This is a genomic window from Cryobacterium sp. 10C3 (assembly GCF_034314285.1).
Lineage (GTDB): Bacteria > Actinomycetota > Actinomycetes > Actinomycetales > Microbacteriaceae > Cryobacterium > Cryobacterium glucosi.
The window spans coordinates 2,282,537-2,303,425 of the sequence record NZ_JAVIWF010000002.1 but is presented as its reverse complement, the minus strand read 5'-3'; the positions used below and the strand labels follow the sequence as shown (position 1 = coordinate 2,303,425).

Genomic DNA, 20,889 nt, shown 5'->3' with positions numbered 1-20,889 from the left:
TTCAAGTAATGCTGCTAGAGTATTGGTTGTCGGTTCAACTAAGCGGGTTGGGCATGACTTGTGAGCCCGACGCGACCGCAGGAGACGAACATGACACTGACCACTGACCTCACCGGATCCCGCGCCGCCACAGGCGACCTCCTCGCGGCGACGACAGGCATGGATGCCGTCACGCTGCGCGTCGGCGACCTCGCGTTGATGTCCTCCTACTACCGCGAGGCGTTGGCGCTCGACCCGATCAGCGCGCAGGGCACCACCGTCGTGCTCGGTCGCGGCACGACCCCGCTCGTTGTGCTCGAGCACACCCCTGGCCTGCCGGTTCCCGCCCGCAGCCAGGCCGGACTCTTCCACACCGCCATCCTGTTCGACACGAGCGCCGGCCTGGCCGCGACCGTGCTCCAGGCCGCCCGTGACCAGCGTTCGAGCTTCGTCGGCAGCGCTGACCACATCGTCAGCAATGCCTTCTACTTCACCGACCCTGAGGGTAACGGGATCGAGCTCTACGTCGACAGGGACCGGTCGGAGTGGGTCTACAAGAACGGCCAGGTCCAGATGGACACGCTTGCGCTCGACCCGAGCGCCTTCCTGCAGAAGAACCTGCCCGCGGACGGGGAGAATTGGCCGTCGGTCCGGCCAAGGTCGGCCATGTTCACCTCCAGGTCGGTGACCTCGAGATGGCCCGGCGCTTCTACGTCGACGCCCTCGGCTTCGAAACGACCCTCGACTTCCCCGGCGCGCTGTTCGTGAGTGCCGGCGGCTACCACCACCACATGGCGATGAATGTCTGGAACAGCCGCGGCGTCGGTCCGCGTGCCGCGACCCTCGGCCTCGCCGACGTGGCGATCACCGTTCCCGGCCGCGCTGATCTCGATGCTGTGGCCGAACGACTCCGCCACCGCGCGATTCCGCTTCACGACGACGGCACCAGCATCCGCGTCGACGACCCCTGGAAGACCCGCGTCACCCTGACCGTCGGCGAGGCCTCGGCGTGAGCCCCGCCATCGAGATCACGGCCCGCCGCGACGGCGTCGACCCCGCGCTCCCGTCGACCCGCCCACTCCTGCTGCTTCTGCATGGTTACGGTTCGCACGAAGGCGACCTGCCGAGCCTCGCCGCCTACCTGCCCGACGCGTTCGACTGGGTGTCGCTGCGTGCGCCGCTCGGTCTGCCGACCGGCGGGTTCGCCTGGTTCCCGATCACTGTGCCGGGGCGCCCGGGCGCAGAGTCCGTCATCGAGGCAGCGGATGCCGTACTCGCGTGGCTGGACGCCCACGTGCACCCGGGCACGCCCGTCGTTCCCCTCGGCTTCTCGCAGGGCGGCCTCATGGTCACCCAGCTTCTCCGCCAGGCTCCCGGGCGATTCCCCGCCGGGGTCGTCCTCTCGGGATTCACCCTCGATGCCACGCTCCCAGGCGATGAGGTCCTTGCGGCTACACGCACGCCGGTGTTCTTCGGCCACGGAGATGCCGACCGGGTCATCTCCGCGGAGACGACAGCACGGGCGAGCGCCTGGCTGCCCGGCCACAGCGCCCTGACCGAGAAGGTCTATGCCGGTCTGCCGCACTCGATCTCCGCAGAAGAACTCGACGACGTGTCGCGGTTCCTGACGGAGGCCCTCGTCTCAGTTGGCTGAACCACCGGCAACGGTGTATGACCACAGCTCGCTGCTCACACCGACCGGGCGCGCAGCGGGCTTCCCGTCCTGCGGGGCCTCGCTGCGGTGCCCGTGCGCGAAGGCGGGCGACGTGGACCACGCCTGGAAGGACTCCTCGTCGGCCCAGCGCGTGATGACCAGCCAGGTGGTGCGATCGTCGGTCGGCTGCAGCAGTTCGAAGCCTTCGAAGCCCGGGGCGTCGTCGACGGCCCCTGCGCGGGCGGCGAACCGGCGAGCCAGCTCATCGCCGTTGTCGGCTGGGACAGTAATCGCGTTGATCTTGATGATCGTCATCGGGCTTCCTTCTGTTGTGAATGCGGTGGTGACCGCGTCGTTCGCCCCATGCTGCCACCGCTGGCTGCATGAACCCTCGGTGGCTCGCCTGACTCCTAGATGATCGCGGCGCGCAGCTCCGCGGCCGAGGCGGCGGGGTCGGCGGCGCCGTAGATGGCGCCCCCGGCGACCGCAACGGTGGCGCCCGCGCGCTGGACTCCCCGAATCGTGGACAGGTTCACGCCACCTGCGACGGAGAAGGGAACCTTCGCGGTCTCGCCGTCGTTGAGGAGGGTCTGGAAGGTGAAGCCAGGCTCCGCCTGCTCGTCGAGACCGGCGTGCATCTCAACGAAGACCGCTCCGAGGCCGGTGACCTCACGGGCCCTGGTGACCTTGTCGGCCACACCGATCAGGTCGACGACGATGCCCTTGCCGTGAGCGGTGGCGGCCTTGACCGCACCGACGATCGTGCTGTCTCCGGCGGTGCCGAGCACGGTCACGTAGTCCGCTCCCGCGGTGAAGGCCAGGTCGGCCTCGAGCTCGCCGGCATCCATCGTCTTCAGATCGGCGAACACGAGCTTGTCGGGGTGCGCGTTCTTGATGGCGGTGACGGCGCGCAACCCTTCGCTCTTGATGAGCGGGGTGCCGAGTTCGATGATGTCGACGTGCGGCGCGACCTGGGCGGCGAGGGTGAGGGCGGCGTCGAGAGTGGTGACGTCCATGGCGACCTGCAGTTTCATTGCTGATTCCTTACTTCGGTTGTGCTGGGTTCTTCCTGGTGCACCGCGGTCGCGGCCCAGGGAGGCATCCGGTGGGTGTTATTCGAGGTTCGCGTGCCGGGGCCAGAGCTCTTCCGCCGTGGCGCCCGACATCTTCCAAAGCGCGTCGAAGAGCGCGTCTCCGACGAGGACCAGCGACTGCTCGAACAGTCCTCCGGAGTACTGGGTAGAGAGAACACCGGCGTGGTCCTGTTTCGTTGCGGCCGGGATCACGACGATCACGTCCGCGAGTTCCCCGAGAGGAGAGGTCCGGTCCGTTGTGATGGCGACGACGCCTGCTCCGACGCCTGCCGCGGTGGAAGCGGCGCGGACGATTCCGGCCGTCGTTCCCGAGCCGCTTGCGACCAGGAGCACGTCCTGGCCAGTGATCGCCGGGCTGGTCGCCTCGCCGACCACGTGCGCATCCAGGCCCAGGTGCATCAGGCGCATTGCCGTCATCTGCAGGGCCAGGCCCGAGCGCCCGGCACCGAGCACGAAGACCCGACGTGCGGTGCGGATCCGCTCCGCGGCCCGGTCGAGATCGCTCGGGGACTCCGTGACGATCCGCTCCACGATGCCGTCGACTTCGCCGGAAATCCGGCGCAATGAGTCGGTGGTACGAGCGAATGAAGTGGAAGGTGTCATCTCTCGATCGTGCGCTGCACCGTTCGCGTCTCAGGCCACCCGAACGAGCGGATGTGACTACTCCTTCGGGTAGGTTGCCGCACTTTGAGTAGGGTTGATCTATGTCAGAAGCGAGTAAGTCCCCTTCGATCGAGTTGCTCATCGAGCTCCGGCAGGTACTCGCGAACCCGCTGCTCGCCATTGCGGGGGCCTTCTCCGCCCTGCTGCAGCAGCGCATCCCGCACGGCGCCCTGGTTATCTTCACCGAGGACTGCACGGGGCGCCCACAGAAGAAAGCCGGCCAGGCGGAGGTCATCGACCACGTCACCATCGCGGAACTCGACATTCTCCGCGATACCGTTGCGGCGCGAGGCGGATCGATATGGAACGAACGGGCGCTGCTGGCCCGGTCGGAGCGAACGATGTCGGCCTGGATCGCTTTGACAGGTGCCCTTCTGGTCCTGACCGATCCCGACCTGACCGGGGCGACCCCGACCGGAGTCCGTGAAACGAAGGACCTCGTCGCCGCACTCTGGGAACTGGTCGCGTCGGGCATCCGCAACCAGGTCGTCGTGGCCGCGCCGGACTATCTGCGCGATTCGCGGATGGCGTCGCGAGACCGGGCCACGCTCATCGCCGAATTGACGGATGCCCACTCCACGACTTTGGAGCTGCTGCTCGCGGTTCTGCGTTCGCGCCAGACCGGAGACGCGGCCGCGCGGCAGACGGCGATCGACCTGGCCGTCGCCGCCATGGTGCAGCTGCGCGCGGTGAGCGACCGCGACCGCATCCTGTCCGAGGAGCCGGTCGCCCGGGCGTTCGAGCGGCTCCGAAATGACCTGAGGCCCCTGGCCCGCTTCGGGGACCTCGACGTGCAGTTCATCGAACCGCCCGTCAATGGCCGCGCGTTGCCGGGCGAGGTCGCCCACGCCGGACGTGCGATCGTGCGCGGTGCCGTCCTCGCCCTGGTCGATCAGCCCGGGGTCGCCCGAGTGCGGGTGCAGTGGGACTGCGACGGCCACAACCTGCTGATCAACATTCGCGATGACGGTCCGGGTGACTTGTCCACTGAGACGCCCAGCGTACGCCAACTCGTCGCCCGGGTGGCGGCACTCGACGGCGACTTCCACGTGGATGCCACGCCGGGGTGGGGCTCGGACATTGTCGTCTCTCTACCCCTCGACCCACCCTCGTCAGCCACTGCGCCGGCGGCCGGATGGGGCCTGACAGTACGTGAGCAGGCCGTGCTCGACCTCGTGGCAACCGGGGCGCGGAACCGTGCGATCGCGGAGGCCCTGTCGATCAGCGAGAACACGGTCAAGTTCCACGTCGCGAACGTGCTGCGCAAGATGGGGGCAGTGAACCGCGCCGAGCTGGCTTCCCTCGTCCGCCAGGCAGAGACGCCATCCGCCCTGGTCTGACCGGGTATTCACGCCCTCAGAATAAAGCGGCATTGACCGGCGATTCGTGTGATGCTTGGCGGACAGTGGTTTCGGAATCGGGGAAGGATTCTTCATGACTGCAGGTGGCTTGATGATTGTGCTGATAGCGGGTGGGGGACTGGTGCTGGCGGTCATCGTTCTTGCCGCGTTCTACCTCCTCTCTGCCCGGCCGCGTGCCAGGGCGGCGGCTCGCGAGCTTAGGGGTTCGAATCCCGAGCTGTCGCAGGCGTTCGCGCAGTTCCAGGCGGATGTCGAAAAAGGCCAGAGAGGCCTGTGAAGGGATCGAGGATGGCCCGCACCCTGACTCCCGCCCGCGGATTCTGGATCGGTCTGGTTCTGACCGTTCTCGGACTTGTCGCAGTCAGGTTGCTGTACACGTCTCTGTTCGGCGCCGTAAACCCGGACTGGCTGTCGAGTGATCTGGTGCGGCTCGTGGGAGTGCTGTTCCCCGGCGTTCTGCTGCCGTTGGGGATGGCCCTGATGGTCGCGTCGGTGGTCGTGCGCGCTTTGGCGGACAAAGCAGCGGTCACCATCAGGGATCCACTGGAAGCCGCGGAAGATGCGCCGACCTGGCCGCTGCGGCTCACGTCTCGCGCCGCACTCATTCTCGGACTCGTGCTCGCGGCGATCGGCTTTGTCGTCCAGCTGAACATCTCGACCTGGACCCAGACGATTCAGGGAGATTCGACCTTCCTGAGAGACTTCGTCGTCTACCTGGGCGGACCGCTGAGCGACCTTCTGCTTCCGCTTGGCGTACTTCTGATCGCCGGAGCCTGGATACTCCGGACGATCGAAGATCGCGAAGGCTCTGACGCGGGGACGCGCGGCGGGGACGAAAACCGCTAGGTCACCGCGCCAGAAGATCTATCCCCAGCAACGTCAGGATCGGTCAAGCGGGGCCGGCGACGCCGATGAGGTTTCCGGCGGGGTCCCGGAGGTGTCCGATGGTGATTTCAGCGCCCTCATTGCGTTGCGGCCCGAGAGCGACGGTTCCACCCAGCTGCTGGGCGGCCTCGAGCGTGTCGCTCACGCTCGCGACGCCGACGTAGAAGATCGAGTGCGGGGCGAATCCCTCGCCCCCGCCGATTCCGCCGGCTGCCGGTGCCCAGCCGGGTTCCGGGGTGATGAACGAGTATTCAGCGGATGCGGAAATCGCGGGTGCCACCGGGGCGCCCGCGGGTGCATCCCAGCCGAACAGCGCCGAATAGAATTCACGCAACCGGGCCGGGTCGGGACCGATGAGTTCGAAGTGCACGACGGGATTGCCCATGCGCTCAGCCTGCACCGGAGGCTCGCCCCGCGCTAGCCTCCGTGCATTCCGTGCATTCCGTGCATTCCGTGCATTCCGTGCATTCCGTGGCTCATCGGGCCAGCGTGTGCCGCTCGCAACGGTTCGAGGACGGTTACGGCTGCTTCACACTGACTCGAGCCAGGCGGCTACGGCGTTGCGCGCTGCTGCTGGCTGTTCATGAAAGAGCAAGTGACCGGCGCCCTCAATGATGGTGACTGTGGCTGCAGGCATTGCGGCGGCGGTCTCTTCGGCAGCGTCGCGGGCGATCAGACGATCCGCGGCTCCATGGATGATCGCTGTGGGACAGGTTATGGACGGCAGTATCGAGCGGAGGTCAGCGCGCTGAACGACGGCACGCTGCTGGCGAAGGAAAGCGGCCGGGCCGACGGGCGCCGTCATGGCTCGCCACGTCGCCAGCAGCGTTTCGTCAGACTCGTTGTCTGCTGAGACGACACCGGGGAAGGCGGCGTCGACGAGAGCGTCGAAATGTCCGTTCTCGACGAGTGTGGACTGCCGGGACCGCGCGGTGATCTGCTCCGGGGTGTCGGCTCGGGCGGTCGTGCTCACAAGGGCGAGGGCAGTGACCCGGTCGGGTGCCTGCCGGACCACTTCCAAGGCGACGTACCCTCCCATGCTTGTTCCGAGAACAGCGATTTCACCGGCGTTCTCGCGGAGGATTCGTTCCGCCATGGCAGCGATCGTATCGTCGTGACGGGTATCGGCCAGGGTGACCTGACCGCGCGACCAGACCGTATTGATCACCGGTGCGTAAGCGAGGGGAGAGCAGAGCAATGGCGGAACCATGACGATCTTCATGTGTCCAGTGTCTACCGGGCCACCGACAGTCGGGTCGGGCTCCGCGCGAGGTCGTGAATCTGACAGCAGTCTTCTCAGGTCATGTCGCCGGTCTCCGGGGTCGAACCCTTCCAGCCGTAGCGCAGGAGAATCGTGCCCTTCTCCGACGGAGTCCCGGCGCCGAGTAGTTCGAGGGACGCAGGCGGCCCGTCGGGTGGGAAGAGGCGCTTGCCCGCACCCAGCACGATCGGGTACACCCAGAGGTTCAGCTGGTCGAACAAGCCGTCCGCGACGAGAGTGCGGGCGAAGTCGATGCTGCCGATCACGTGGATCTCCTCGTGCCGCTCGCGCAGCACCGCCAGCTCAGCGGCGAGGTCGCGACCGAGCTGGTGTGAGTCGCGCCACGTGAGGTCCGGCGTGCCCCGGGACACGACGTATTTGGGGATCGCGTCGAATTTGTGTGCGATTTCGGACGCGGACCCGTCGAGCTGGTCTGGCCAATACCCGGCGAAAATGTCATACGTCCGCCGCCCCAGAAGCAGGGCGTCCATGGTCTGGATTCCTGCCATTATCTGGGCACCGTCTGCTTCGTCGATCAGGGGCGCCTGCCAGCCTCCGAACCTGAACCCGCCGTCGGTGTCTTCTTCAGGGCCCCCGGGAGCCTGGGAGACTCCGTCGAGCGTGGAGAACAGGTCGATGTGGATGCGACCGGTCACGAGAACTCCTTCCGTCGCGGCGCTGAGCCGCCTCATCGAGCACCATGCAGGCCAATCGCCACCGTGTCAAGAACCCCCAGGGGGCCGGCCGGCTTGGGGATGAGGTTACAGGTAAGCGCGAGGCGGTTCCGTAACGCCTCGTTGCGTAACTCGACGACATCAGTTACGTTACTAATAGGAACGTAAAAGGGAAGGCGGTTCTGGTGTCCGAGTCACCGATGGCGCCGCGCCGGCCCGGCGGTCGGGGCAGCGATGTGGGCCGCCCACGCGATCCGGGCACGGACAGGTCGATTCTGCGAGCCACGATCGAATTGCTCGCTGAGGTCGGCTATGCCCGCCTGACCGTGGCGGAGGTCGCCCGGCGGGCCGGCGTGAGTAAACCCGCCATCTATCGACGGTGGTCGCAGAAGTCGCAGCTCGTCGTCGAGGCGATGGTGACCCAAATGCGTCCGGCACGGAGCAGCGCGACCGGCAGCGCCGCCGGCGACCTGCTCTTCTTGACCGAACAGCTCATCGACATCCTGACCCGGACTCCGCTGGGGCGCGTTCTGCCCGGCCTGGTGGCAGAGATGGCCGCCGACCCCGTGCTCGCCACCAGTTATCGCGAGCTGATCATCGAGCCCAACCAACTCGATTGGCGCTCTGCCGTCGAGCGCGGAATCGCCTCCGGCGAGCTCGCCGCCGATACGGACACCGACTTCGTGCTCAACTCGCTTGCCGGGCCGTTGTATTTCAGCCTTTTGATCACGGGTGCGCCGATCGAACCCGGCTACGCGCGCGCGGCCGTCGATCTGGTGCTCGCCCGCTTTGGGACGGGCCCCGGCGAATGACCGGCAACTCGACCACTCGACGTCTGCGCACTCGTGTAGACCCCCTTCCCGTTTACTGAGTGCGGGCGGTGCTCCCGTGAGGACCCTCGCGCGGTGGTTCGTCGTCCTGATCCTGATCGCACACGGATCGCTCCACCTCCTCGGCGCTGCCCACGGTCTTGCCTGGGCCGAGGTGGCGACGCTGACCGAGCCGATCGCGCCGGCGCTCGGCGTGGTGTGGCTCGCCGCCGCGATCATGCTCGTCGCGACAGGAGTGCTGTTCGCGGCCCGCGCACGGATGTGGTGGGTCGCCGGAATCATCGGCCTGCTGATCTCCCAGACCGTGATACTGACTTCGTGGAGCGACGCCAAGGCGGGAACCCTCGCCAACCTCGTGCTGCTCGCGGCGCTCGGCTACGAGTTCGCGTCGAACGGACCGAGAAGCTACCGTGCCGAGTACCGGCGTCGTGTCGCAACCGCGCTGCGTGAAGCCGAACCCGACACGGGCGCGCTGGTGTCGGAATCCGACCTGGCTCATCTCCCGGCACTGGTCGCCGAGCATATTCGCCGCTCCGGCGCTGTCGGCAAGCCCCGGGTTTCGACCCTGCGTGCCACGATCCACGGCCGGATCCGCGCAAGCGCGACATCACGGTGGATGACCTACACCGGCGAGCAGGTGAACACGTACGGCCCAACGCCCAGTCGATTGTTCTGGATGGACGCCACGATGTTCGGCCTGCCGGTCGACGTACTGCACGTGTTCGTCGGCCGGTCCGCCACGATGCGCGTCAAGCTGTGCTCCCTGCTGCGGATGATGAACGCCGCTGGGCCTGAGATGGACCGGGCGGAGACCGTGACCCTGTTCAACGACCTGTGCATTCTGGCCCCGGCGGCACTCATCGACGCGCCGATTGCCTGGCAGCAGATCGACGACACTCATGCCAGGGGCGTATTCACGAACGGTGCGCAGACCGTGAGCGCCGACCTGACCTTTCGCGACGGCGATCTCGTCGACTTCCGCTCGGACGACCGGATGAGCACCTCGCACGATGGCTCGACCTTCACGCCGCAACCGTGGTCGACGCCGGTACGGGACTATCGTGCGTTCGGCTCCCGCCGACTCGCCGCCCATGGTGAAGGCCGCTGGCATCCAACCGCCCCGCCGGGCGAGTTCGTCTACCTCGAATACAACCTCGACGCCATCACCTACAACGCCGGTACTGCAGCGACGCGCGTGTGATCACTCCCGGGAACGCGACCGCCCCGGCCCTTGCCGTCCGGTCCTGCTCGGGTGTCAAATCGACTACAACGGTGCGGGAAAGTCGAGACAACGACGTCAGGAGCTGCTCATGTCCGGAAAAGGCACACACGGCACGTCCAACGGGACGACGGCACCACCGGATCGTCCGGAGAAGATCCGAAACGTTGCCCTGGTCGGCCGCTCGGGGGCTGGTAAGACGATGCTCTCCGAAGCGCTCCTTGTGGCCACCGGCACCATCAACCGGATGGGGTCGATCCTCGACGGCACGACGGTGAGCGATTCCGATCCGTCCGAGATCCACCAGCAACGTTCCGTGACGCTCTCGGTGCTTCCGCTGGTTGTCGACCAGGTGAAGGTGAATCTGCTCGATACCCCGGGCTACGCCGATTTTGTCGGCGAACTGCGAGCCGGCCTCCGGGCGGCGGATGCTGCGCTGTTCGTCGTCTCCGCCGTTGACGGTGTCGACGCGGCCACATCCGCACTCTGGGCGGAATGCGAGAGCATCGGAATGCCGCGCGGCGTCGTGATCAGCCGGATCGATCATCCGCGGGCCCGCTACGAGACGGTTCTGACCGAACTCCAGCGCGCCTTCGGCTCCTCGGTGGTGCCGGTCTACGTGCCGATCCGCACAGCCGGGGAGATCACCGGGTTGCTGGGGCTGCTCTCCGGAACGGTATCGGACTACTCGGCGGGCACCCCGCGTCCCGCCCGTCGGCAGGCGAACGACGTCGAACGCGCCGACTCCGAGTCGGCGCGAGCCGTCCTGATCGAGGGCATCATCGCCGAGAGCGAGGATGAGACGCTGATGGATCGCTATCTCGGCGGCGAAGAGATCCCCCTCGACACCCTGATCGCGGACGTGGAAATCGCCGTCGCCCGCGGGTCCTTCTTTCCCGTGCTGGCGGCATCCGCTGAAACCGGGGTAGGGGTGGCGGAGGTGCTCGACCTGTTGACCGGGGCCTTCCCGTCGCCGGTGGAACGCGGCGTGCCGGCGGTGGCGGAGCTGGACGGTCGGCCGATCGAGACTCTGGCGTGCGATCCAGCTGGGCCGCTACTCGGCGAAGTGGTGCGCACCACCATCGATTCCTTCCTTGGGCGGGTCTGCCTGGTGCGGGTCTTCTCCGGCACGATCCGGGAGGACTCGACCGTGCACATCGGTGGATCCGGGCTGGTCGATCGGGGCCGAACGGACCACGACAGTGATGAGCGAGTGACGCACCTGCAGTTCCCGATGGGGTCTTCCCTCAGCCCGGCACCGTACTGCGTTGCGGGTGACATCTGCGCGCTCACCAGGATGTCGAGCGCCGAGACCGGCGACACCGTGTCCGCTCCGGAGAGGCCGATGCTGGTCACTCCCTGGGAGATGCCGGAGCCGCTGATGCCCGTCGCCGTGCAGGCGGCGACGCACGGCGACGAAGATGCGCTTGCGAGGAGCCTGGCGAAGGTCGCCGCCGTCGACCCGACACTGCGCGTGGAACGGAACGCCGAAACCCACCAACTGATCCTGTGGTGCATGGGGGAGGCGCACGCCGAGGTCGTGCTCGACAGGCTGCGCGGCCAGGGTGTGAAGGTGCAGACCGTCGGTGTCATCACGCCGCTGCGGGAGACGTTCGCCCGGCCCATTGCCGCGCGGGGACGGTATGTCAAGCAGTCCGGTGGGCACGGGCAGTACGCCATTTGCGACATCGAGGTCGAACCGCTCGAACGCGGTGCGGGCTTCGAGTTCGTCGACAAGGTCGTCGGCGGGGTGGTCCCGAACCAGTACATCGGGTCGATCGAAAGAGGCGTCCGGGCACAAATGCAGAAGGGCGTTTCCGCCGGGTTCCCGGTCGTCGACATCCGGGTGAGATTGGTCGGCGGCAAGGCGCACAGCGTCGACTCCTCGGATGCCGCATTTCAGGCCGCCGGGGCGCTGGCGTTGCGCGAGGCCGCAGCCGCGAGCCGGATCCAGCTGCTGGAACCGGTCTCCGCGGTGACGATCAACGTGCCGGACAGCTATGTGGGCACGGTGATGACCGACCTGTCCACCCGCCGGGGTCACCTGACCGGGGTCACGTCGGTCGGAGAGGAACGGAGTGAGGTCACCGTCGAGATTCCGGATGCGGAGTTACTGCGGTACGCGATGGATCTCCGGGCCCTGACCGCGGGAAGTGGACGATTCCGTCGCGCCTACCTGCGGCACGAACCGGCGCCGTTGAATGTGGCGGCTGATTCCGTGACCCTGTGAGTCGGTCAGGTCTTCTTCAGTTCTTTTTCAGTTCCTCAGCGAGCATCACGATGATGCCGCTGGGGCCGCGGACATAGGTGAGCTTGTAGACGTCCTCATAGGTCGCGACGCCGCGAAGCGGAAAGCATCCGTGCGTCGCGGCTATCGCAAGGGCTTTGTCGAGGCTGTCGACGGAAAAGGCGATGCGATGCATGCCGATCACGTTGGGACGAGTGGGCTCCGTCTCGATCGCTTCGGGATGGATGTACTCGAAGAGCTCGAGACGCCCGTGACCGTCTGGCGTCTGCAGCATCGCGATTCTGGCGTGGTTGCCATCGAGGCCGACGGCGGTGTCGGTCCACTCGCCACTGACTTCGTCACGGCCCATGACCGTGAGACCGAGGTCGGTGAAGAAGGCGATCGTTGCTTCGAGGTCGCGAACGGCGATGCCGACATTCTCAAGCTTGATGGACATGCGTTTCATGCTACTGAACCGGATCGATCCCGGACCCTGCGGTCTCGTCGGCCACCCTGAACGCCCGTCGTATTCCGCCTCGCGCGAGCATGAGAACGATGATCAGCACAGTGACTTGAAAGAAACCGCCGAGACGGACGGCATCTCCGAATGCCAGGGCGACCAGTTCGAGCACCAGGAACTTGCTCCCCGGCAGCAGCAGCACCAGAGTGATTACGTTGACGATTCGAACCCAACGAGTTTCCGCCGAGCGGATCCGCGCGACGATATTCTTCTTGACCAAGAGCACGAGTTCAAGGACGACCTTGAGCAGGATCGCCGTCAGCAGTGCCAACAGGAAGCTTTCGGAGATGACGTCGGGAAACAGCTCGATGAACATTCCCAGCACCACGAGATAGACCAGCACGTCGACGAGGTCTATTGGGCGGATCCGCATGCCGCGAGTATAGCGACAGCGCCCGGACCGCCTTCGGACCCGACCTATTCGTTCATCATTCGCTGAGTTCGCCGATAAGGCGGAGTTCGTCTTCTCGGCTGAGTCCCGCTCGTCGCTCTCGGCCCAGGCCGCGAATTCGTTCGTCTGCGAGTACATCGTGCACGGTCTCGTGGATGCTTCGTTCCATCGCCCCGGATTCGAGGAACCGTTGGCGGCTGCGTTGGAAGAACGCATCCGCGCTGCGGGGAAGCCAAAGGGGCAGGGAGCGGGGCCCAGCCCAATAGTTGACTCCGTGTGCGACCAGCCAGTCGTCTTCCGCCGGGATGAGTTCGCCATCGTGGCCTGCGACCTGCTGTGCGGCAGCAAGAACGTCTGCGAGCTCCCGTTGGACGCCGACAGCGTTGTAGGTGCCCGTGAGACCGAGGTGACCGGCAGCGATGATCCACGCAGCGAGGTCCCTGACGTCGATGAACTGCGCGGCACGGCCATGAGCATCGGGTACGAGAACAGGCTCATGCGAGGCCAGGGCCAGGCGAGCCACCCAGTAGCTGAACCTGTCACTGGTGTCGCCCGGCCCCACGATGAGACCGGGTCTGGCGATGAGGAGACGGTCGCCGACGGCCCGGGATGTGACCCGTTCGGCGGCGACCTTGGCGTGGGCGTACTCAGCCGGGTCGGTTGGTTCGGCGAGATCGGCGTCTTCATCGGCATCCGCTTCACTGTTGCTTGCATACACGGAGACGGAAGATACCAGCGTCCAATGCGGGGTGGTGCCGGCCAGAGCCTCCAACGCCCCGGTTACGAGGCCGGCTTCGCAGCTGAGCTCGATGACGTCATCCCAGGTGCGATTCCTGACTGCATCGTAAGCGTCCGACGCTCGCCGGTCCGTGCGCACGAGGGTCGCGCCCGTGGCTACCGATCCCGACTCGCCGCGCGCCAGGCAGGTGACGTCCTCGCCCGCCTCAACCAGCTGCTGGGCGATCTCGCGGCCGAGCCAGGCCGTCCCGCCAAGGATGAGTGTGTGCGTCACGCTCAACAGCTAAGTGCATCAGACATGCGAAGACCGGGCGGTTCGCCACGAGCGCACAGCTCGGAGGAACCGAAGGCGACCGTGGTTCGGGCCTTCGATAACAACGGAGCATGGGTGGGTTTCCTCCGGGGGCACGCGGAACGCGACAACGGGGGATAGTCGTCAGGTCAGGGCGCTCACTAGAGTGGCCTCATCGTGTCGCTCGCGCAGAGTGCGAGCGCGGGGACTGTGCGATTGTACCGCGGCGGCGTCACGAAGATTTCAACTTTTCTTGGGGGACGAAGTGGCAGAACATGAACCGTGGTTTGGTCCGAAGAAACTGGGTGGCGGCTGGGGTCCGCGCACGTGGCAGGGATGGCTGATTCTTGCCGTTTTCACCGTTGCGGTGGTTGTGGTCACGATCATTGCGACGACGCACACCTAATGCGAATTCAGTTCGCGGAGCATCCGGCTAGGAAGGACAGGTCACAGACGTAACCCGTAGACGGAGCGGACGTCTATAGCTCCGCCACGGTCATCCTCTTCGAATTCAAGGCCGATCTTTTCCGCGACGCCTCTTGAGGCCCGGTTATCGGGGTGGATGATCGCGACCAGGTGAGCTGCCCCCAAGACGTTTCGGGCGAAGTGTTGACGCCGACCCAAAACAGGGCCAATAGTGCCGTTTGAAAACAGGACCACTATGTGTGTTTCTACTATGCCGTATCGGCGGCGGGCTGGTGGCTTTTGAGCCGGTAGCTGTTGCCTTTGAGGCTGAGGACGTCGGCGTGGTGGACGATGCGGTCGATCATCGCGGACGCGACGGTGGGGTCGCCGAAGACCTCGCCCCAGCGCCCGAATGACAGGTTGCTCGTCAAGATCAAGGACGCGTGTTCGTAACGGCTCGCGACGAGCTGGAAGAACAGGTTCGCCGCGTCCTGGTCGAACGGAATGTAGCCGACCTCGTCGCAGATCAGCACGCTGTAACGGCGGAGGCGGATCAGTTCCGCGGCGAGCTTGCCGCGGGAATGGGCCTCTTGGAGGCGGGCGACCCAGCCGGTCGCGGTGTCGAAGAGGACGCGGTGGCCGTGTTTGGCGGCTTGGACGCCCAGCGCGACGGCGAGGTGGGTTTTGCCCGTGCCGGGCGGCCCGAGGAGCACGATGTTCTTCGCCTCGGTGGCGAACACGCTCGTGCCGAGGTGGGCGATCAGGTTCCTGTCCGCGGAGGGCTGGTGATCGAAGTTGAAGTCCTCGAGGGTCTTGTGGCCGGGGAACCGGGCCGCTTTGATCCGCAGGGCCGCACCGGACGCTTCCCGCTCGGAGACCTCACGGGAGAGCACCGCGGCAAGGTATTCCTCGTGGGACCAGCCCGCGTCGCGGGCCTGGTCGCCCAGGCGCCGGAACGCGTCACCGATCCTCGGGGCGCGCAGCGCGCGGGCGTAGTACTCGATCTGAGACGCCGCCCCGCTCACGCGAGCCTCCCCAACTCGAGCAGGCCGGGCCCGATATCGACACCGAACACGTCGTCATAGTCCGACAGGCTCGCCGATTCGACGAACGCGACGTGGGCTTGGGGCCGTTGATGGCGGTGCAGGGTCTGGAACTGGCGCCGGAGCACGGCGGCCTGGGCGACATGGTCAGGGTCGGTGATGGTCAGCTGACGGGCCCAGGCCCGGTCGTGAGAGGTCACGGTGACACCGTTGTGGGCGACGTGGACTTGGTCAAGGTCAGCGCTCACGTCCACGAGCCTGCCGATCAGGGCCGGCGCGACGGAGTAGTCGTTGGAGTGCACCCGGACGTAGTAGTCCCGGGGCAGACGCACCGTGTTCCGGAACAACACGTCTGGCGCCACCGGCGACAACGGCCGCATCGCGGCCCGGTCCTGGTCGATCAAGTCGACCGGGCGGGCGCGCCGGGACCGAGAGTGACGCGCGTTAGCCACGGGCAGCCAGGACGCGAGCTGCTCGTTGAAGTCCTGCGGCGACAGGAACACTCGGCCCGGCATGAACGACGAGCGGAAGAACCGGTTCCGCCGCTCGACCATGCCCTTGGACTCCGGGTCCCGGGCCTTGAGGAGCTTGACCTCGGTGCCGAGAGTGCCCGCGAACGCGGCCGCAGGCTCGGTGAGCTTGCCACGGCCGATGCCGGACTCGTTGTCCCAGAGCAGCCGTCGCGGGACCGCGCGGGCAGCCTGGAGCAGGGACCACATCCCGCCGAGCAGATCCGGTGTCTTCCGAGACGGCAGCATCAGGGCTTGGAAGAACCCCGAGAACGTGGACGTCATCACCAGCACCGGCGGCGTGCCCTGCTGCCCGTGGCCGAGCGGGAGGTCCTCGTGGGGGAACCACAAGTCGCACTGGACCTGCTGTCCGGGCTCGTGCACGAGACGGTCCGCGGGGTCCGGCGGCACGTACTCCGGCCGGATCCCAGCGACTTTGTCCCGGAACACCGACGCAGACCCGAGCCAACCGACCCGTTCCGCGAGCGTTGACGCGGCCATCGTCGGCGTCACGGCCAACAACACCCGAACCTGCGGGGCGAACGCGTCAAAACTCGACCCGACCGCGGGCCGCTGGTACTTCGGCAGCCGGTCCGTTTCCAACGCCCGATCCACCGTTCCCCGAGACACCCCGACGAGCCGGCCGATCTCCCGCTTCGAGTGCTGGCCCGTGGAAAACAGTTGGCGAATCTTCGCCCAATCATCCATATTGATCACCTTCCATAATGGTCGGTGGCCCTGTTTTCAATCGGCGATACTGGCCCTATTTTCGGTCGGCGTTAACACGAAGTCGAGGCAAGCCGAAGCGGCCTCGGTTGCGTAGCCTCGTCCCTGCATCTTTGCCCGCACGTGGTAGCCGACCTCAAGTTCGGGTCGGCCGTTGACGGCCTGCCAGGTGAGGCCACAGTCGCCGACGAACTCACCCGCTTTCGTCTCGATGACCCACAAACCATAGCCACGCTCGAGGTAGTTGCGCTTGTTTCAGTCGATCCACCCCTGGGCCTCCTCGCGGCTCTTGGGTCGTGGGTAGTACTCCATTACGTCCGCGTCAGCCAGCATGGCGGCCATGTCATCGAGGTCAGCATCGGTCATGTTCCGAAAGGTCAACCGGTCTGAGTGAGGGAAGGACATGCTCCGACCATAGGAGGCATCCGTGCCCGAGGGAAAGGCCGACTAGGTCTTGAGCGGCTTCCAGCGTGGCACTTCCTGCACAGTACGCGGAGGCGCTTTTCTCAGCCGGGTCGAGGACCTGAAGTACAAGAACGCCAGTGATGCGTCGACCATCACGCTGATCGCGACGTTGAAGATCAACTCCGGTGGCCCTGTGGTCGCAACGACCACGCCATTGGCGGAGTTCAAAACAAACAGGGATCCGACGATGTACCCGGCTCGTGGCCGGGACGTCATCCTCCACCAGGCGCGGGGTGGTTCTATCGGTTCGCCCAATCCGCGGAAGGACCGCACCCCTCCGAAAATGAGCAGGATGCTCAGCGAGTTTGCCACCACGGCGTACAGCGGATTCGGCAACCTGAACGGCTGGATCGCAATTTCGATTGCGGCCAGCGCGATCACCCCGATAAGGATGTATGCGACCTTCCAACGCGTCTTACGCAGGCGAATCATGGCTTGAGCCTACTGGCGAGGACGATCGCCCCGGACCGCGCTTGACGTGAACACGCATAGGGATCAAGACGGGTGCCTCAGTACGACCGTTGCTGATATGAGGGCACCCAGGACACCTCTGTCATAAGGACCAAGCCGAATCACTATTCTCGAGTTGATGTCCTGGGATTCAGGTACTGGGCTCCCCGGACCTAAACACGGAGCGAGTTATCGCGCCCAAGTATGCACACGCATCAGTCGTTCTGCATGAGTCCTGCAATGCGTCCATCCGGAAGCAATCGGATGTTGCGCGAGGCGGGCACTCTTGGAAGCCCGGGCATGGTCAGTACGGATCCCGTCATCGGAATCAGGAATCCCGCCCCCGCCGAAAGACGAACCTCCCGGACCGTGATGATGAAGTTACGGGGGCGACCGGCAATTCTGGGGTCGTCAGTGAGGGAGAGGTGAGTTTTCGCCATGCAGATGGGGAGATTCGCGTAGCCCAACTCCGCGATTCGGGCGATGTCCATCTCAGCAGTCGGGGTGAACACCACATCGCTGGCGCCGTAGACCACCGTGGCGATCTTGCGGATCTTGTCGTGCGGGGAATCCGATTCGTTGTAAATGAACCGCGGCTGCGGAGGTGCCACGTCGGTGGGATCGACCACTTCGCTCACCACCCGGGCGAGATCCAGCGATCCTTCGCCACCGCGCGCGAAGCCGTCGGCTCGGGCGAATCGAACTCCGCGCTCAGCGACGGCTTCTTCGACCAGTAGAAGTTCCGACTCGGTATCGTTCGGGAAGAGATTGATCGCGACTATCGGCGTGAGGCCGAATGCGCTCGCCGTGGCGAGATGATGCTCGAGGTGTTGCAGTCCTTTGATGAGCGTGGCGGTATCTGGCTCACCGCAGATCGCGACCGGCGCGCCCCCGTGCATCTTGAGAGCCCGCAGTGTGGCCACGATGACGACGGCGCGTGGCCAGATCCCTGCGAGACGGCACTTGATATCGAGAAATTTCTCTCCACCGAGATCGAACCCGAACCCTGCCTCGGTGATCGCGTAATCGCCGAGCTTCATCGCGAGGCGTGTCGCGACCACACTATTGCAGCCATGCGCGATGTTGCCGAAGGGCCCGCAGTGCACGATCGCGGGGCCGCCCTCCTCGGTTTGCACCAGATTCGGTCGCAACGCGTCGCGAAGCACCACCGTCATTGCGCCCGAAGCCCGGAGGTCTCCTGCTGTGACTGCTTGCCCGGCATGTGTTCGCCCCACCACGATGCGAGACAGGCGGTCCTCCAGATCCTTTAGACCTGACGCGAGGGCCATGATCGCCATGATCTCGCTTGCCGCCGTGATGTCGAAGTGTTCCTGACGCGAGACGTCGTCGGTCTTGGGATCAATGCCAACAATGCTTCGCCGGAGAGCACGGTCGTTCATGTCGAGCGCGCGTCCCCAGGTGACCTGACCGGGATCGATCACGCCCCTGCCAGGGATCTCTTCTCGAAAGAAGATTGCGTTGTCGACGAGCGCCGACAGTAGATTGTGGGCGGTGGTGATCGCATGAATGTCGCCGGTGAAGTGAAGATTGATGTCGTCCGCGGGGGTGAGCGAGGCTCTGCCGCCTCCAGTGCCTCCGCCCTTCGCGCCGAACACCGGACCGAGTGATGGTTCCCGCAGAGCCAGAACGGCGTTCCGTCCCAATCGACGCAGACCCATCGCCAGGCTGATACACACCGTGGTCTTGCCCTCACCCGCAGGCGTCGGGTTAATCGCGGTAACGAGCACGAGTCGACCCTTGCCGTTCGCGGGGCGGTTGAGCAGGTCGAGCGACAGCTTTGCTTTTCCCCGACCATACGGCTCGAGGTCGTCAACTCCGAGACCCAGCTCATCCGCCAGTTCGGCGATGGTCTGGGGAGCGAATGGCATAGCCAAACGTTATCAACGCCGATTGTCAATGGCCAATTCGGATCATCAGGAGCTGGGGATGCACACCCGGGGCCAAACCTGGCCTTGCGAAAGGCATCCGTCGTGCGCACAGGAGCTCGACGCTCAGAGCACTCCACGAGCAGAACTAAGCCACAATTTTCAGCGCCTACTTGTACCGCGGTCGATGCGTGTGGATCGATACGGGCCTGTGACGCCCACATGCGTTTTGGACAAGATCGTCCGAACTTTGTGGCAAAATTCCGAGCAAACGTGCCACGCGACAGTGTGCCCCCAGGCAGATTCGAACTGCCGCCCCTGCCTCCGGAGGGCAAAACGAGCCCGGAGAACAGCGGGATTTCTGTCCGTATCCCAATGATTTACTGGCCACTTGGGTCATGCGGAGGTGATGGAATCACCTCGAAATTGCACCAATTGAAGTCAAATTGAAGTCACGCGGTAGGTCTCCGACACGCAGCATTTGAGGCTCCCTCCTAGGTAATGCGACGGTCCTCCCGTTGGTTGCTATTGCTGGGAAGCATTAGGCAGCGCGCTGTTGCCAGCCGAGGAACGCGTGGCGTATTTCGCCGAATACGCGGCGCAACTGGCAACCGTCCTGTTGGGTTCAACTGTCGAGATTCCATCCTGCTGATACTAGGTATGACGTGAGCTGGGCGATGCGGCGGTTGATGTCGTCGAGTCGTTGTTGGGTGGTGTCCCACGCCCGGCTCTCGTCGTCGAGGCCTCCAGGGGCGCTGAGCGCTGTTTCCACGGCCACATTGCTTGCGAGGCGTTTGCCTTCGCGGTGGAGGGCGTCGAGTTCGCGCATTGCTTGGAGTTGGGTGCGTTCGGAGCGTTCGTCGGTGGTGGTCCACCGGTAGGCTCCGTCGGTTTCGCCGGAGATCCAGGCGTCGAATTCGATAACGGTCATGCTGTCGAAGGCGTCGCTGAGGTTGGGCGAGGTCGAGTTCGTTCGTTGGATTGCCGATGGGGGCCAGGAGGAAGAGTGGGGTGACGCCTAGGGCGTGTGCGATGTTGAGGAGCTGGCTGACGGCGAGGTCGGACTTCCGGCCGGCTTCGATGTTCTGCAGGATCGCTTCAGTGACATTACCGCCGGGGATCATGTCCGCGAGCTCCTTGGTGGTGCGGATGCCGCGGTGCTTGCGCACGGCTTGGATCCGGGTGCCAATGCTCGCCTCAGTGCGAAAATCTGTCATGCAGACAAGATACTATGCAAACCCTTGTCAAATGTTGGAAGTCGCCATATTGTGTTTTCAACATTGGAACAGCCGAATGGCTGTTATAGAGACAGGATGATTATGGACGACGACTATATCCTCCCGGCCACCGTGGGCGAGATCACCGGATTGAAGGTGGGCGCTCTGGCTCAGCTGCGCTATCTGGGGCGGGGGCCCCGGTTCTACAAGCCCACACCCCGCACGGTGCTCTACAAAAGGTCCGAGGTACTCGCTTGGGTCGAGGCTAGCGCCACGACCAGCACGTCGGATCCGGTCCGCAGCCGCTAACCGGCCTCACGTCACCGAAGCCGACGCCGGTGACGTGGAAGGGCCCCGGGTGGCCGCCCGGGGCCCGAGATCGTCACCAGCAGAGGAGTCG

The 20,889-nt window shown here is 65.3% G+C and carries 24 protein-coding genes and 1 pseudogene; 10 read left to right on the top strand and 15 right to left on the bottom strand.

The genetic code is table 11. The features are described from left to right. The first annotated feature begins 90 nt into the window (after positions 1 to 90). Genes RGU41_RS11925 through RGU41_RS11915 form a run of 3 tightly spaced genes read left to right on the top strand, consistent with a single transcriptional unit; the run spans position 91 to position 1,633 of the window. Positions 91 to 747, top strand: a complete 657-nt coding sequence (locus RGU41_RS11925) for a VOC family protein (protein WP_322136313.1) — start codon at positions 91 to 93, stop codon at positions 745 to 747. After that, positions 675 to 992 carry a VOC family protein gene (locus RGU41_RS11920; protein WP_322136312.1) on the top strand — a complete coding sequence of 106 codons (318 nt, stop codon included), beginning with the start codon at positions 675 to 677 and terminating at the stop codon, positions 990 to 992. Before RGU41_RS11925 ends, RGU41_RS11920 begins: the two co-directional genes overlap by 73 nt. Continuing rightward, positions 989 to 1,633, top strand: a complete 645-nt coding sequence (locus tag RGU41_RS11915; protein ID WP_322136311.1) for a phospholipase — start codon at positions 989 to 991, stop codon at positions 1,631 to 1,633. The genes RGU41_RS11920 and RGU41_RS11915 overlap by 4 nt, the downstream gene beginning before the upstream one ends. Here the strand turns inward: RGU41_RS11915 and RGU41_RS11910 are convergent. From RGU41_RS11910 to hxlB, 3 genes are all read right to left on the bottom strand, one after another. Continuing rightward, positions 1,622 to 1,948: an antibiotic biosynthesis monooxygenase family protein gene (locus RGU41_RS11910; RefSeq protein WP_134447179.1), complete on the bottom strand. Its 327-nt coding sequence runs from the start codon at positions 1,946 to 1,948 to the stop codon at positions 1,622 to 1,624. The two genes, RGU41_RS11915 and RGU41_RS11910, sit on opposite strands and share 12 nt — an antisense overlap. A 95-nt stretch (positions 1,949 to 2,043) precedes the next feature. Then, a complete protein-coding gene (gene hxlA / locus RGU41_RS11905; protein ID WP_134558723.1) occupies positions 2,044 to 2,667 on the bottom strand; it encodes a 3-hexulose-6-phosphate synthase in 624 nt (207 codons plus the stop codon). Positions 2,668 to 2,745: 78 nt separating this feature from the next. Next, positions 2,746 to 3,330, bottom strand: coding sequence for a 6-phospho-3-hexuloisomerase (gene hxlB / locus RGU41_RS11900; protein WP_322140683.1), 585 nt, complete (start codon positions 3,328 to 3,330; stop codon positions 2,746 to 2,748). 101 nt (positions 3,331 to 3,431) lie between these two features. On the opposite strand from hxlB, the gene RGU41_RS11895 reads away from it, so the two are divergent. The 3 genes from RGU41_RS11895 (at position 3,432) to RGU41_RS11885 (ending at position 5,597) form a co-directional block, all read left to right on the top strand. After that, positions 3,432 to 4,730, top strand: a complete 1,299-nt coding sequence (locus RGU41_RS11895; RefSeq protein WP_322136309.1) for a LuxR C-terminal-related transcriptional regulator — start codon at positions 3,432 to 3,434, stop codon at positions 4,728 to 4,730. Between the two features lie 94 nt (positions 4,731 to 4,824). Next, a complete protein-coding gene (locus RGU41_RS11890; protein ID WP_134561807.1) occupies positions 4,825 to 5,028 on the top strand; it encodes a hypothetical protein in 204 nt (67 codons plus the stop codon). Positions 5,029 to 5,039: 11 nt separating this feature from the next. After that, a complete protein-coding gene (locus tag RGU41_RS11885; protein ID WP_322136308.1) occupies positions 5,040 to 5,597 on the top strand; it encodes a hypothetical protein in 558 nt (185 codons plus the stop codon). 43 nt (positions 5,598 to 5,640) lie between these two features. Here the strand turns inward: RGU41_RS11885 and RGU41_RS11880 are convergent, their stop codons facing one another. The 3 genes from RGU41_RS11880 to RGU41_RS11870 form a co-directional block, all read right to left on the bottom strand. Then, positions 5,641 to 6,021 (bottom strand): VOC family protein, encoded by a 381-nt coding sequence (locus RGU41_RS11880; protein WP_322136307.1) that lies wholly within the window; start codon positions 6,019 to 6,021, stop codon positions 5,641 to 5,643. 144 nt (positions 6,022 to 6,165) lie between these two features. Next, complete coding sequence (locus tag RGU41_RS11875; protein WP_241980945.1) at positions 6,166 to 6,846, bottom strand: alpha/beta fold hydrolase; 681 nt, start codon at positions 6,844 to 6,846, stop codon at positions 6,166 to 6,168. Between the two features lie 86 nt (positions 6,847 to 6,932). Then, positions 6,933 to 7,553 carry a dihydrofolate reductase family protein gene (locus tag RGU41_RS11870; protein ID WP_322136306.1) on the bottom strand — a complete coding sequence of 207 codons (621 nt, stop codon included), beginning with the start codon at positions 7,551 to 7,553 and terminating at the stop codon, positions 6,933 to 6,935. 203 nt (positions 7,554 to 7,756) lie between these two features. On the opposite strand from RGU41_RS11870, the gene RGU41_RS11865 reads away from it, so the two are divergent. The 3 genes from RGU41_RS11865 (at position 7,757) to RGU41_RS11855 (ending at position 11,850) form a co-directional block, all read left to right on the top strand. Then, the gene (locus RGU41_RS11865) at positions 7,757 to 8,383 is read left to right on the top strand and encodes a TetR/AcrR family transcriptional regulator (RefSeq protein ID WP_322136305.1); all 627 of its coding nucleotides are present in this window, start codon (positions 7,757 to 7,759) and stop codon (positions 8,381 to 8,383) included. A 76-nt stretch (positions 8,384 to 8,459) separates the two neighbouring features. Beyond that, complete coding sequence (locus RGU41_RS11860) at positions 8,460 to 9,602, top strand: DUF6544 family protein (protein ID WP_322136304.1); 1,143 nt, start codon at positions 8,460 to 8,462, stop codon at positions 9,600 to 9,602. A 109-nt stretch (positions 9,603 to 9,711) separates the two neighbouring features. After that, complete coding sequence (locus tag RGU41_RS11855) at positions 9,712 to 11,850, top strand: elongation factor G-like protein EF-G2 (protein ID WP_322136303.1); 2,139 nt, start codon at positions 9,712 to 9,714, stop codon at positions 11,848 to 11,850. 16 nt (positions 11,851 to 11,866) lie between these two features. Here RGU41_RS11855 and RGU41_RS11850 read toward each other — a convergent pair whose 3' ends face one another. The 9 genes and pseudogenes from RGU41_RS11850 to RGU41_RS11810 form a co-directional block, all read right to left on the bottom strand. Continuing rightward, a complete protein-coding gene (locus RGU41_RS11850; protein WP_322136302.1) occupies positions 11,867 to 12,304 on the bottom strand; it encodes a VOC family protein in 438 nt (145 codons plus the stop codon). Positions 12,305 to 12,314: 10 nt separating this feature from the next. After that, on the bottom strand, positions 12,315 to 12,740 hold the full coding sequence (locus tag RGU41_RS11845) for a hypothetical protein (RefSeq protein WP_134447153.1): 426 nt from the start codon (positions 12,738 to 12,740) through the stop codon (positions 12,315 to 12,317). Positions 12,741 to 12,795: 55 nt separating this feature from the next. Next, positions 12,796 to 13,770, bottom strand: a complete 975-nt coding sequence (locus tag RGU41_RS11840) for an NAD-dependent epimerase/dehydratase family protein (protein WP_322136301.1) — start codon at positions 13,768 to 13,770, stop codon at positions 12,796 to 12,798. A gap of 692 nt (positions 13,771 to 14,462) precedes the next feature. After that, on the bottom strand, positions 14,463 to 15,218 hold the full coding sequence (gene istB, locus RGU41_RS11835; RefSeq protein ID WP_322136270.1) for an IS21-like element helper ATPase IstB: 756 nt from the start codon (positions 15,216 to 15,218) through the stop codon (positions 14,463 to 14,465). Beyond that, positions 15,215 to 16,453, bottom strand: a complete 1,239-nt coding sequence (locus RGU41_RS11830) for a Mu transposase domain-containing protein (RefSeq protein ID WP_322136269.1) — start codon at positions 16,451 to 16,453, stop codon at positions 15,215 to 15,217. Before RGU41_RS11830 ends, istB begins: the two co-directional genes overlap by 4 nt. Before the next feature lie 36 nt (positions 16,454 to 16,489). Beyond that, positions 16,490 to 16,876: pseudogene (locus RGU41_RS11825) on the bottom strand (GNAT family N-acetyltransferase). A gap of 42 nt (positions 16,877 to 16,918) precedes the next feature. Next, positions 16,919 to 17,368 (bottom strand): hypothetical protein, encoded by a 450-nt coding sequence (locus RGU41_RS11820; protein ID WP_322136300.1) that lies wholly within the window; start codon positions 17,366 to 17,368, stop codon positions 16,919 to 16,921. A 233-nt stretch (positions 17,369 to 17,601) separates the two neighbouring features. Next, positions 17,602 to 19,275, bottom strand: a complete 1,674-nt coding sequence (locus RGU41_RS11815) for a formate--tetrahydrofolate ligase (protein ID WP_322136299.1) — start codon at positions 19,273 to 19,275, stop codon at positions 17,602 to 17,604. Positions 19,276 to 19,897: 622 nt separating this feature from the next. Then, a complete protein-coding gene (locus tag RGU41_RS11810) occupies positions 19,898 to 20,203 on the bottom strand; it encodes a hypothetical protein (protein ID WP_322136298.1) in 306 nt (101 codons plus the stop codon). 94 nt (positions 20,204 to 20,297) lie between these two features. Here RGU41_RS11810 and RGU41_RS11805 point away from each other — a divergent pair, with 94 nt between their 5' ends. Beyond that, positions 20,298 to 20,798 carry a hypothetical protein gene (locus tag RGU41_RS11805; protein WP_322136297.1) on the top strand — a complete coding sequence of 167 codons (501 nt, stop codon included), beginning with the start codon at positions 20,298 to 20,300 and terminating at the stop codon, positions 20,796 to 20,798. Positions 20,799 to 20,889 lie beyond the last annotated feature (91 nt).

Coding starts and splice junctions, on each gene's coding strand:
- RGU41_RS11925 (WP_322136313.1), top strand. CDS start 91: ATGACACTGACCACTGACCTCACCGGATCCCGCGCCGCCACAGGCGAC.
- RGU41_RS11920 (WP_322136312.1), top strand. CDS start 675: ATGGCCCGGCGCTTCTACGTCGACGCCCTCGGCTTCGAAACGACCCTC.
- RGU41_RS11910 (WP_134447179.1), bottom strand. CDS start 1,948: ATGACGATCATCAAGATCAACGCGATTACTGTCCCAGCCGACAACGGC.
- hxlA (WP_134558723.1), bottom strand. CDS start 2,667: ATGAAACTGCAGGTCGCCATGGACGTCACCACTCTCGACGCCGCCCTC.
- hxlB (WP_322140683.1), bottom strand. CDS start 3,330: ATGACACCTTCCACTTCATTCGCTCGTACCACCGACTCATTGCGCCGG.
- RGU41_RS11895 (WP_322136309.1), top strand. CDS start 3,432: ATGTCAGAAGCGAGTAAGTCCCCTTCGATCGAGTTGCTCATCGAGCTC.
- RGU41_RS11890 (WP_134561807.1), top strand. CDS start 4,825: ATGACTGCAGGTGGCTTGATGATTGTGCTGATAGCGGGTGGGGGACTG.
- RGU41_RS11885 (WP_322136308.1), top strand. CDS start 5,040: ATGGCCCGCACCCTGACTCCCGCCCGCGGATTCTGGATCGGTCTGGTT.
- RGU41_RS11880 (WP_322136307.1), bottom strand. CDS start 6,021: ATGGGCAATCCCGTCGTGCACTTCGAACTCATCGGTCCCGACCCGGCC.
- RGU41_RS11875 (WP_241980945.1), bottom strand. CDS start 6,846: ATGGTTCCGCCATTGCTCTGCTCTCCCCTCGCTTACGCACCGGTGATC.
- RGU41_RS11855 (WP_322136303.1), top strand. CDS start 9,712: ATGTCCGGAAAAGGCACACACGGCACGTCCAACGGGACGACGGCACCA.
- RGU41_RS11850 (WP_322136302.1), bottom strand. CDS start 12,304: ATGTCCATCAAGCTTGAGAATGTCGGCATCGCCGTTCGCGACCTCGAA.
- RGU41_RS11845 (WP_134447153.1), bottom strand. CDS start 12,740: ATGCGGATCCGCCCAATAGACCTCGTCGACGTGCTGGTCTATCTCGTG.
- RGU41_RS11830 (WP_322136269.1), bottom strand. CDS start 16,453: ATGGATGATTGGGCGAAGATTCGCCAACTGTTTTCCACGGGCCAGCAC.
- RGU41_RS11820 (WP_322136300.1), bottom strand. CDS start 17,368: ATGATTCGCCTGCGTAAGACGCGTTGGAAGGTCGCATACATCCTTATC.
- RGU41_RS11815 (WP_322136299.1), bottom strand. CDS start 19,275: ATGCCATTCGCTCCCCAGACCATCGCCGAACTGGCGGATGAGCTGGGT.
- RGU41_RS11810 (WP_322136298.1), bottom strand. CDS start 20,203: ATGACCGTTATCGAATTCGACGCCTGGATCTCCGGCGAAACCGACGGA.